The sequence below is a fragment of the Actinomycetospora sp. 2LY8.5 genome, from assembly GCF_057180585.1.
This window is the reverse complement of the sequence record NZ_JBXUHE010000078.1, coordinates 1-9975: the sequence shown is the minus strand read 5'-3', so window position 1 is coordinate 9975 and position 9975 is coordinate 1. Positions and strand designations below refer to the sequence as shown.

10 protein-coding genes and 1 tRNA gene are annotated in these 9975 nt (G+C 71.9%); 8 read left to right on the top strand and 3 right to left on the bottom strand.

Going from position 1 to position 9975, the window contains the following annotated elements; all coding sequences use genetic code 11:
* Nucleotides 1–124: 124 nt before the first annotated feature.
* From AC2A1K_RS34990 to AC2A1K_RS34965, 6 genes are all read left to right on the top strand, one after another.
* On the top strand, nucleotides 125–379 hold the full coding sequence (locus AC2A1K_RS34990; RefSeq protein ID WP_483900963.1) for a hypothetical protein: 255 nt from the start codon (nucleotides 125–127) through the stop codon (nucleotides 377–379).
* Nucleotides 376–795: a WhiB family transcriptional regulator gene (locus AC2A1K_RS34985; protein ID WP_483900962.1), complete on the top strand. Its 420-nt coding sequence runs from the start codon at nucleotides 376–378 to the stop codon at nucleotides 793–795. The genes AC2A1K_RS34990 and AC2A1K_RS34985 overlap by 4 nt, the downstream gene beginning before the upstream one ends.
* A 247-nt stretch (nucleotides 796–1042) precedes the next feature.
* Entirely contained in the window at nucleotides 1043–2575 is a 1533-nt protein-coding gene (locus AC2A1K_RS34980; RefSeq protein ID WP_483900961.1) for an FtsK/SpoIIIE domain-containing protein, read from the top strand.
* The gene (locus AC2A1K_RS34975; RefSeq protein ID WP_483900960.1) at nucleotides 2575–4242 is read left to right on the top strand and encodes a replication initiator; all 1668 of its coding nucleotides are present in this window, start codon (nucleotides 2575–2577) and stop codon (nucleotides 4240–4242) included. The genes AC2A1K_RS34980 and AC2A1K_RS34975 overlap by 1 nt, the downstream gene beginning before the upstream one ends.
* Nucleotides 4243–4253: 11 nt before the next feature.
* Entirely contained in the window at nucleotides 4254–4439 is a 186-nt protein-coding gene (locus tag AC2A1K_RS34970) for a helix-turn-helix transcriptional regulator (RefSeq protein ID WP_483900959.1), read from the top strand.
* A 2-nt stretch (nucleotides 4440–4441) separates the two neighbouring features.
* Nucleotides 4442–5581 carry a site-specific integrase gene (locus tag AC2A1K_RS34965; RefSeq protein WP_483900958.1) on the top strand — a complete coding sequence of 380 codons (1140 nt, stop codon included), beginning with the start codon at nucleotides 4442–4444 and terminating at the stop codon, nucleotides 5579–5581.
* Between the two features lie 63 nt (nucleotides 5582–5644).
* Here the strand turns inward: AC2A1K_RS34965 and AC2A1K_RS34960 are convergent.
* From AC2A1K_RS34960 to AC2A1K_RS34950, 3 genes are all read right to left on the bottom strand, one after another.
* A tRNA-Arg gene (locus AC2A1K_RS34960) sits at nucleotides 5645–5717 on the bottom strand.
* 29 nt (nucleotides 5718–5746) lie between these two features.
* The gene (locus AC2A1K_RS34955) at nucleotides 5747–5899 is read right to left on the bottom strand and encodes a hypothetical protein (RefSeq protein ID WP_483900957.1); all 153 of its coding nucleotides are present in this window, start codon (nucleotides 5897–5899) and stop codon (nucleotides 5747–5749) included.
* Nucleotides 5872–6075 (bottom strand): hypothetical protein, encoded by a 204-nt coding sequence (locus tag AC2A1K_RS34950; RefSeq protein ID WP_483900956.1) that lies wholly within the window; start codon nucleotides 6073–6075, stop codon nucleotides 5872–5874. Before AC2A1K_RS34950 ends, AC2A1K_RS34955 begins: the two co-directional genes overlap by 28 nt.
* Nucleotides 6076–6465: 390 nt before the next feature.
* On the opposite strand from AC2A1K_RS34950, the gene AC2A1K_RS34945 reads away from it, so the two are divergent.
* Together AC2A1K_RS34945 and AC2A1K_RS34940 are read left to right on the top strand one after the other, a co-directional pair.
* Complete coding sequence (locus AC2A1K_RS34945; RefSeq protein ID WP_483900955.1) at nucleotides 6466–7188, top strand: sulfite exporter TauE/SafE family protein; 723 nt, start codon at nucleotides 6466–6468, stop codon at nucleotides 7186–7188.
* A 257-nt stretch (nucleotides 7189–7445) separates the two neighbouring features.
* A complete protein-coding gene (locus AC2A1K_RS34940) occupies nucleotides 7446–9572 on the top strand; it encodes a bifunctional copper resistance protein CopD/cytochrome c oxidase assembly protein (protein ID WP_483900954.1) in 2127 nt (708 codons plus the stop codon).
* The last annotated feature ends 403 nt before the right edge of the window (nucleotides 9573–9975 follow it).

Here is a 9975-nt window from a genome sequence, read left to right as displayed (position 1 = left end):
GGGCAGAGCGGGGGGAACAGCAGCCTACGGCCATTGACGGCAGCTCTGATGGAAGCCATCCCCGCTCCGCCTGCACACCCGGAGCCAACACCAGCTCCGGCCGCACCTCTGAAGGTAGGGCCTGATGCCCGGGCTGTCGGTGCGTCTCACGCCGGTCGGCCGGGCCGAAGTGTTCCTCCCCGACGACATGCCGCCGATCCTGGACGTGATCGTCGAGCACCGGGCGGTGCTGACCCTGACCGCGCGGCGCCTCGACGAGGTCAGTGCCGAGGAGCTGGAAGCGGCCCGGTCGCTGCTGACAGCGCTGACGGTGTTCGTGGAGCACGCCGCCTGCTGGCTCCCGCCCACCACGGAGCGGGCGATCGGCGGTGCGGCATGAGCACCACCAGCACCGGCACGAAGAAGGTCACCGAAGCGACCCCGGCCCGTACCGCGCGCCGGCTGACCCGCGAGCGGCTGCGCGCCTTGGTCCGGGAGCTGGTCCTCGACGGGGACCCCGTGCCCGACTGGCACGCCCACGCCGCTTGCGCGGGCATGGACGAGGCGCGGTTCTTTCCGGTCGCCGACGGCGGACCGCTTGGGGTCGAGCGGATCGAGCAGGCCAAGGCTGTGTGCGCCGGCTGCCCGGTCCGGACCACCTGCCTCGCGGACACGATGGCTCGCGAGTCCCCGACCGCCCGTTACGGCGTCTTCGGCGGCCTGTCCGCGGGTGATCGCTCCCGGCTCTACACCGACTTGCGCACCCGAGCGTTCGCCCTCGACGACGCGAGCGACGAGTCAGGAGCAGTGGCGTGAGCCGCCCGCCGGCTGGGCCGCGTTGCGAGGTCTGCGCCGCCCGTCTCGGCCCGGACACCCCGGCCAACCGGCCCCGCCGGTGCACCGAGCACATCGCGCAACAGGCCCTCTTCCCGCTCACGGCCGTCCCTGGCCGACGTCGGCGACCCCAGTCCGGGGCGGACGACCTCTCGCCCCGGCACGACCGCCACCACACCACCACCGGGCGCCCCGTGCGCCGCGACCGCTCCGGAAGGACTGAGTCCTGATGCCGATCGGACACACCGTCGGGCGCGGCGCCACCATCCGCCGCCGCGCCGACGTCCAACCCACCCTCATCGAACCGTCGCGGACCTTCCTCGGGCGGCTGCGACGCCGCGGCCTGCTGGCTGTCGGGCGGCTGCTCGTCCTCGCCGTGTGGGGCGCGGTCATGGCCGCATGGCTGCTGGCCTACGTCCCCGTCCTGGCCGCCGCCACCGCCCTGGTCGCGGTGGTGTGGTCGGTGCAGGGCCGCGGTGCCGGCCTGGCCGTGATCGCGCTGGTCGGCGTCGCGTTCTACACCTGGTCCCGCGCCCACCCCGAGACCTGGGAACGCCTCGTCGCGTCGCGGGTGTGGCGGTTCGTCCGGCGCATCCGCTACCGCTGGGTCTGGCGAGACCTGCTCGCGGCCGCCGACGTCCGCGCCCGCGACGCCCACCACGTGATCCGGGTGCCGCGGCTGCTGTGGGTCCGTCTCGGGCGCCACGCCGATCTGCTCACCGTGCAGCTCTGCCCCGGGGTCACCCCCGAGCACCTCGAAGCGGCTGCCGACGCGTTGCGCACCGAGTTCCGCGCCCTGGAAGTCCGCGTCCTGCCCCACCAGCGCCGCGGATGGGTCTCGCTGCGGGTGATCTGCGCCGACACCCTGCTCGACCCCATCGCCCCACCCATGAGCACCGACAGCGCGAACAACGGGGTGGACCTGACCGCGCTGCACCTCGGGCGCCGCGAGGACGGCACCCCGTGGCTGCTGCGCCTCCTCGGCCGCCACCTGCTGGTGGCCGGGGCGACCGGGGCCGGCAAGTCCTCGGTCGTCGCCTCCCTCCTGGTGGCGCTCGCGCCGGCCATCCGTGCCGGGACGGTGCGGCTGATCGGGATCGACCCCAAGGGCGGCATGGAGTTCGGCCTCTACCGCGACCTGTTCCACCTGCTGGCCTGCGAGACCGAGGAGGACATGGTCCGCGCCCTGGAAGCGGCCGCCGAGCTCGTCGCCGATCGGGCACGGGTGATGGCCGGCGTGACCCGCCAGCACGAACCCACCGTCGGCGAGCCGTTCTACGTGGTGCTGGTCGACGAGATCGCTTCCCTGACCGCCTACATCGGCGACCGCGGGCTCAAGGAGCGCGCCAAGCAGGCCCTCGGGCGGCTGCTGACCAAGGGCCGTGCCCCGGGCGTCTCGGTCGTCGGCTGCGTGCAGGACCCTCGCAAGGACGTCCTGGAGGTCCGCAACCTGTTCACCACCCGCATCGGGCTGCGCCTGGCCGAGAAGACCGAGGTCCCGATGGTCCTCGGCGAGGGCGCCCGCGAGCGCGGCGCCTTCTGCGACCGCATCCCGATGCACACGCCGGGGGTCGGCTACCTCGTCGAGGACGGCTCCACCGTCGTCACCAAGGTCCGCGCCGCCTACGTCGACGACGACCAACTCCGCTGGCTCGCCACCACCTACCCGTCCCCGACCCTCGAAGTCCTGCCGGAGGTCGTCGACCTACCCGACAAGCCCCGCCGGCCCCGCAAGCCCAAGAGCGAGCGGGAGGCGTCCTGATGACCATCGACGAGACGACCGGGCCAGTGCCGGTCGGGAAGCTCACCGGACCGGTGATGCGCGAGGTCGCGAAGACCTCGGCCGAGCAGGTCGGCGCCTGCATCCGCCCGCTCGCGGTCCGCCGGATCGACCGGGAAACCGGCGCCACGACCGTCGTCCCGATCCCGTGCGGCGCCACCCGCGCCTCGGTGTGCGGGCCCTGCGCTGACCGGGCCCGGCGGCTGCGGATGTGGCAGGCCCAACAGGGCTGGCACCTCGACACCGAACCCGAGACATCGACCGCCGAGGAGCCCACGGTGCGGCAGCGGGCGCTGCTCGGGCAGCGAGCCGACCTCGAGCACGACCACGCCGCCGCCCTCGAGGCCGGCGAGATGACCCGAGTCCTCGACGTCGAAGCCGACATCGCCCAGACCGACGAGATGCTCCGCTCCGAGGGGGTCCGCGGAGAGACCCCTCGCAGCAAGGGGGAGGACAAGCCGAAGCGGCGTGCTCGCTCGACGAAGCGGCGTCAGGACGTCCCCGACTTGCCCCGGCTCCCGGTTCGCGCCACCACGACCGGGAGGGTGTTCGAGGCCCCCAACGGGCGCACCTACCGGCCTTCGACGTTCGTCACCCTCACGCTGCCGTCTTACGGGCCGGTCCGGACGCAGGACGGTGCCCCGAAGGACCCCGAGCGGTACGACTACCGCCGCGCTGCCCGGGACGCGATCCACGTCGGGGAGCTGTTCGACCGCTTCGTGCAGAACCTCCGACGGGCGGTCGGGTGGAACGTGCAGTACTTCGCCGCCGTGGAACCGCAGCGCCGCGGCGCCCCGCACCTGCACGCCGCGATCCGCGGCACCATCCCCCGCAAGCTGATCCGCCAGGTCGTCGGGGCGACCTATCACCAGGTGTGGTGGCCCACCCAAGACCAGCCGCTCTTCACCGCGGAGCACCCGCCGGTGTGGGACGAGACCCGCGACCCCGCCTGCTACGTCGACCCCGAGACCGGCGCCCCGCTACCCAGCTGGGAGCAGGCCCTCGACGCGCTCGACGACGACCCCGACGCCGCCCCGGCGCACGTCATCGAGTTCGGCGCCCAGGTCGACATCCAGGGCGTCCTGTCCGGGACGGAGAAGTCCGACAAGGCGATCCGGTACCTGACCAAGTACCTGACCAAGAGCCTCGGCGAGACCGCCGAACCCGACACCCCCGCCGCCGCGGCACACATGGACCGCCTGGTCGAGGCGCTGCGGTGGGAGCCGTGCTCGGAGTCGTGCCCGAACTGGCTGCTGCACGGGATCACCCCGGAGAACCCGAAGCCGGGGATGGTGCCCGGCCAGTGCCGTGCCAAGGCCCACAAGCGCGAGCACCTCGGCTACGGCGGCCGGCGCTGCCTCGTCTCGCGGAGGTGGTCGGGTAAGACCCTGACCGAGCATCGCGGCGAGCGACGGGGACATGTCCTCAAGGTTCTCGGTGCCGTCGGGGCCACCGCTGAACACGTCACCGACGACGGCGACCTCGGCCGTTACGACTGGCAGCTCATCGGACCCCGCGACCGGGACCAACCCGACCGGCTCCAGCTCCTGTTGCGGTCCATCGCGCAACGACGGCGATGGCGCGAGCAATACGACCAGGCCAAGAACGACGCCGGCACCAGCTCGGCAATTGGTGATCAAGCAGCGTGAGGGGAGGAACGATGCAACCGAACGAACGCCTGTGGTCGGCCCAGGAGGTCGCCGACTACCTCGGAGTGCCGCTGCGCTCGCTGTACGACTGGCGCCTGCGCGGCTATGGGCCGCCGAGCAAGAAGGTCGGGCGCTACCTGCGCTACGACCCGGCCGCCTTGCGCCGCTGGGTCGACGCTCTCGACGAGGCGGCCTGACAGTGGGGCGCCCGCCGCTCCCGTTGGGCACGCACGGGAAGATCAGGACCGTTCGCCTTGCTCCCGGGAGTTTCCGAGCACGGGCGCGCTACCGCGACTACGACGGCATCACACGGCCCGTAGCGCGGGTAGGACCCACGAAGACGGCCGCCGAGAACACGCTCAAGGAAGCTCTGCGCGACCGCGGAGGACTGGAGCGCGACGGCGAGATCACTCCCGACACGAAGGTCGGCGCCGTCGCCGCGATCTGGCTCCAGGACCTCGACGAGTCGGACCGCGCCACGCGCACGAAGGCGGCCTACCGCGACACCTGGACCCGCATCCTGGCGCCGGCCGTCGAATGCCTCCGGCTGCGCGACATGCGCGTCTCTCGTGTCGATCGCGTGATCCGCACCATCAAGGAGCGCAACGGCCCGGGCTCTGCTCAACACGCCCGCGCGGTGCTCTCTGGAGTCCTCGGTCTGGCCGTGCGCCACGACGCGATGGACTCGAACCCCGTGCGGGACCTCACACCCGCGAGCCGCAAGCGTGGCCGCGAGCGCGTCGCCCTCGATGAGGCGAGCTGGCGCGAACTGCGCGCGTTCGTGCAGACGTCGGAACCGGCGGAAAAGCACGACGTGCGCGACGTCCTCGACGTCCTCTCCGGCGTCGGCTGCCGCATCGGTGAACTCCTCGCCCTCGATTGGCCCGATGTCGACGACACGACGGGAACGATCGCCATCCACGGCACGGTGATCCGGGTCGCCGGCGAGGGCCTGCGGGTCCAGTCACACACCAAGTCGGACGCGGGGATGCGGACGATCTCCCCGCCGTCGTGGGTGATGGAGCTGCTGCGACGCCGGCACGCCACGTCGTTCGGCAACTGGGTCTTCCCGTCGACCGTCGGCACGCTTCGCGACCCCGATAACACCCGCAAGCAGCTCCGGGGCGTCGTCAAGGGAACGCAGTGGGAGGGGCTGCACCCCCACGCCTTCCGCCATCTCGTCGCCACACGGCTCGATGCGGCGGGACTCTCCGCCCGCGAGATCGCCGACTATCTGGGCCACGAACGGCCCTCGATGACGCAGGACGTCTACATGGCTCGCAAGGTCCGCAGCACCGGCGCCGGCTCCGCCCTCGACGGATTCAGGCCGTCGCAATGAGGAGCGTTTCCGGACAGTCGATCTATGCCCACGGCGTCCGCGATGGCATCACCGCTGGTCAGGCGCCCCCGGCAGGACTCGAACCTGCAACCGTCGGATTAGAAGGCCGATGCGCTATCCGTTGCGCCACGGGGGCTGTCGTGCAGTCGGCCTGCACGTCCGTCGTCACTGGCCGTCCTCCTCGTCGTCCGAGGTGGGCTCCGGGGCACGTCCGGGGCACACCGCATCGTCGAGACGGTCAGCCAGCTCGTCCAGTCTGTCAGGGAAGACGTGCCCGCAGAGGTCGAGGGTCATGGTCGCGGTCTTGTGGCCCAGCATGAGCCCGCGACCTCCTCGACGCCGTAGGTCTGGACCTCGATCACCCAGTCCTCCGGGTTCATCCGGCCGAAGTGATTGTGGGCGTGGTCGGGGTGGTCGGCACGACGGTCGGCGTCGTGCTGGGCGGGGTCGGCCCGACGTAGCGACCGGGTGAGGAAGCCGAGGACCTGGAGCACGGCGGGGACCGGAGCGGAACGAGTGTCGGCCTCCGGCGACCAGGCGCTCCGCCCTGGACCAGGGCACGACCTCAGGCGACCCATAGTGCGACGAGCTCCGGGACGGGGGAATGGTGGTCCTGGCGGGGTCTCACCCACGACGACGCGCCCGAGAGCTGCCGAGGGCGAGACCCCGAGGCGGACCGGTGTGCGGTGAGCGGCCCGCTCGCTACGATGAGCGCGTGGCGAACCCCTGCGTCGAGTCCCCGCCCCGCTCCTAGGCGGGGGCACTCCCATCGCGCTCGGAGCGTTCGGTTCCGCGGCGCCTCGTCGTGATCCCCGCGGTCTGCGTCCACCCTCCGACGCTTCCGGGGAGTTCTCGCGGTGCACGTCATCGACGCTGTTCTCGTCGTGTTCGCGGGCCTGCTGGCCGGAGTCATCAACACCATGGTCGGGTCCGGAACGCTCGTGACCTTCCCGATCCTGCTGGGGGCGGGCATCCCTCCGGTCGCGGCCAACGTCGCGAACAACATCGGCTTGGCGCCGGGCTCGGTCAGCGGGGCAGTCGGGTACCGGCGGGCGCTGACCATGCGGGCACGGCCGCTGATGCTGCTCTGCGTCACGGCGCTGCTCGGAGGCTCGACCGGAGCCGCGCTGCTGGTGGTCCTCCCCGCCGAGTGGTTTCAGCGGGTCGCGCCGTTCCTCGTCGGCGCTGCGGTTGTGCTGGTCATCGTTGAACCTGGCATCAAGAAGCGACTGCCCGCACAGCCCGATCGCGCGCGCCATGGGCCGAGGTGGTTGCTGCCCATCACTGTGTTCGCGACCAGCGTCTACGGCGGCTACTTCGGCGCCGGCCAGGGCGTCGTCCTCCTGGCGGCGATGACGCTGCTGATGACCGAGACACTGCACGAAGTCAACGCAGCCAAGAACGTCCTGCAGGCCGTCGACAACGTCACGTCCGCGGTCGTCCTCGTCGCGATCGCCCATGTCGAGTGGGGGGTGGTCGCGCTCCTGGCCCTCGGCGCGATCGTCGGCGGTCAGATCGGGGGGCGGTTCGGTCAGAGACTCCCGCCCGTCGCGCTGCGGGCCGTGATCGTGGTGGTGGGCGCCGCGGGCGTCATTCAGCTCAGGTGAGTCGATCTCTCGCGCGCGAGAACGTCCTCTAGCTCGAGGCACATCGGGAGGCACTCCCGGCAGGGGAGGCCCCGACAGCCGCCGGCACGGCCCGGTAGCCGAGACGGGGGTGACCTCCGCTGCCGTGAATCGGCACTGGCAGTTCCGCCGGCCGGGCGAAGTGGACGGCGGATGCGCTGTCCGTTGCGCCACGGGGCCTGGTGGGCAGCGAAGCCCGACCGGACGCCCAAGCCACGACGGCGCCCTACCCTGGTCGCGTGGCCACCACGACCCCGCCGCCCACCGAGGCATCGGAGCCCGCCTCGACCGAGCGGCCCACCACCACCGGAGGCCTGTTCACCGCGCAGGTCGGCCCGTTGCTCGCCGTGGCCGCCGTGGTGGCGCTGGCCCTGAGCACCCTGTCCGGGGCGGCGTCCTTCGCGCGGCTCGGCCTGCCGGACCCCGGACCCGTCACGGTCTACGCGCTGCCGGTGGTGCGTGCCGTGAGCCAGACGGCCGCCGCCGCGACGATCGGCTTCCTGATGCTCGCGGCCTTCTTCACCCCGCCGGCGTCGACGGGGTGGCTGTCGGCCGACGGCTACCGGGCCGTCCGTGTGGCGTCGTGGGCCGCGGGGACGTGGTCGGTCGCCGCGTTGCTGATGATCCCGCTCAGTGCGGCCGACGCCTACGGCCGGCCGGTCTCCCAGATGCTCGACCTGCGGGTGCTCTCGGTCGCGGTCCCCGGCATCGAGACGACGACGGCCTGGGCCCTCACCGCCCTCTTCGCGCTGGTGGCTCTCGGGGTGACCCGGGTCGTGCTCGGATGGGGCGGCGCCGTGGTGGGGTTCGGCCTGGCGCTCGCGGGTCTGCTCCCGCTCGCGCTCACCGGGCACTCGGCCGGGGGAAGCGACCACGACGTCGCCACCAACAGCCTCCTGCTGCACGTCCTCGCGGCGGCCCTCTGGGTCGGCGGTCTCGTCGCCCTGGTCACTCACCTCGTCGCGGGTGGTCGGCACGCGACGCTCGCCGCGCGGCGGTTCTCCGCGGTCGCGCTCGTCTGCTGGGTGGTGCTGGCGCTCTCGGGGGTGATCAACGCTGTGGTGCGGATCACGTGGGCCGATCTCCTCACGAGCACCTACGGCGTCCTCGTGATCGTCAAGTCACTCGCCCTCGTGGCGCTCGGCGCCTTCGGCGCGTGGCACCGCCGGCGCACCCTGCCTGCCCTGGCCGACGGGAGCTCCGGGGCGATCGTGCGCTTCGCCGGCCTCGAGGTGCTCCTCATGGCCGCGACGATGGGGGTCGCCGTGGCGCTCGGCCGGACACCGCCCCCGGTGGTGCCCGAGGCACAGCCGACCCGCCTCGAGGCGCTCGTCGGCTACGCGGTCGACCAACCGCTCACCGCCGTCGGTCTGATCACCGAGCCGCGCTTCGACCTGATCTTCGGCACCCTGGCGCTCGTCCTCGCTGGGCTCTACCTGGCGGGCGTGCGCCGCCTGCGACGCCGGGGCGACGCCTGGCCCGTCGGACGCACGCTGTCGTGGCTGGGCGGCTGTCTGGTGCTCCTCGTCGCGACGTCGTCGGGCATCGGCCGCTACGCCCCGGTGATGTTCAGCGTGCACATGGGCCAGCACATGATGCTCAACATGCTGGTGCCGATTCTGCTGGTGCTCGGCGGGCCGGTGACCCTCCTGTTGCGTGCCCTGCCGCCGGCCGGTGCCGGTGCCCCGCCGGGACCGCGGGAGTGGGTGCTCTCGGCCGTGCACTCGCCGATCGCCCGGGTGCTGACCCACCCGCTCGTCGCGCTCGCGCTGTTCGTCGGCAGCTTCTACGTCCTGTACTTCTCGGGGCTGTTCGACGTCGCGCTGCAGTCGCACTGGGCGCACCTGGCGATGAACGTCCACTTCCTGCTGGTCGGCCTGCTCTTCTTCTGGCCGATCGTCGGCATCGACCCGAGCCCGCGGCAGCTGCCGCCGGTCGGGCGTCTCGGTCTGCTGTTCGTCGCCATCCCGCTGCACGCGTTCTTCGGGATCGCGGTGATGACGTCCGCCACGGTGATCGGCTCCGGCTTCTATCAGCAGCTGGAGATGCCGTGGATCGACCGCCTCGCCGACCAGACCGCCGGCGGCGGCCTCGCCTGGGCGACCGGCGAGGTCCCGATGCTCATCGTGCTGATCGCCCTGCTCATCCAGTGGTCCCGCGCTGACGAGCGGACAGCGCGACGTGAGGACCGGCGTGCCGACCGCGACGGCGACAAGGACCTCGAGGCCTACAACGCCATGCTGCGTTCGCTCGCGACGACGGGGCGTCCCGGCCCGCCCGAGAGCGGGGCGGAGAGCTCCTCGGGCGACTCCTCGGGCGACTCCGAGACCGACACCCCGGCTGGCCTGGAGGAACGCCGAACCTGACCCCGGGTGCGCGGGGCACTTCGGAGTGTCGCGTACAGTGGTGAGGCACCCGGGGAACGGACGCCCACCAGCGGCCGGCCGGGAGCCGACCGGGGCTTCGACCCTCGGGTACAGTCGAACATGGGCGATCATGCCGAGGTCCTCGGACCGAGCAGATCGCCACCGCCCGACATCGGGACGGACCGGCAGGGACCCCCTGAAACAGTCCGTGAATCGAGTCGGGTACACTGGGAGTCACCGCGAGGAACTCGATCGGAAACGGTCGCGGCGAGACGCGTGTGGTTGTCCTTTGAGAACTCAACAGTGTGCTGAATGTTTGGTGTGTTTGTCCTCGTCGGCATTGTGCTCTTTGTGGGTGTGGTGTCGGTGGGTTTTTTTGAGGTTGTTTTTGCTGGGTTTGTTT

Coding starts and splice junctions, on each gene's coding strand:
- AC2A1K_RS34990 (WP_483900963.1), top strand. CDS start 125: ATGCCCGGGCTGTCGGTGCGTCTCACGCCGGTCGGCCGGGCCGAAGTG.
- AC2A1K_RS34955 (WP_483900957.1), bottom strand. CDS start 5,899: ATGCTGGGCCACAAGACCGCGACCATGACCCTCGACCTCTGCGGGCAC.
- AC2A1K_RS34980 (WP_483900961.1), top strand. CDS start 1,043: ATGCCGATCGGACACACCGTCGGGCGCGGCGCCACCATCCGCCGCCGC.
- AC2A1K_RS34985 (WP_483900962.1), top strand. CDS start 376: ATGAGCACCACCAGCACCGGCACGAAGAAGGTCACCGAAGCGACCCCG.
- AC2A1K_RS34970 (WP_483900959.1), top strand. CDS start 4,254: ATGCAACCGAACGAACGCCTGTGGTCGGCCCAGGAGGTCGCCGACTAC.
- AC2A1K_RS34975 (WP_483900960.1), top strand. CDS start 2,575: ATGACCATCGACGAGACGACCGGGCCAGTGCCGGTCGGGAAGCTCACC.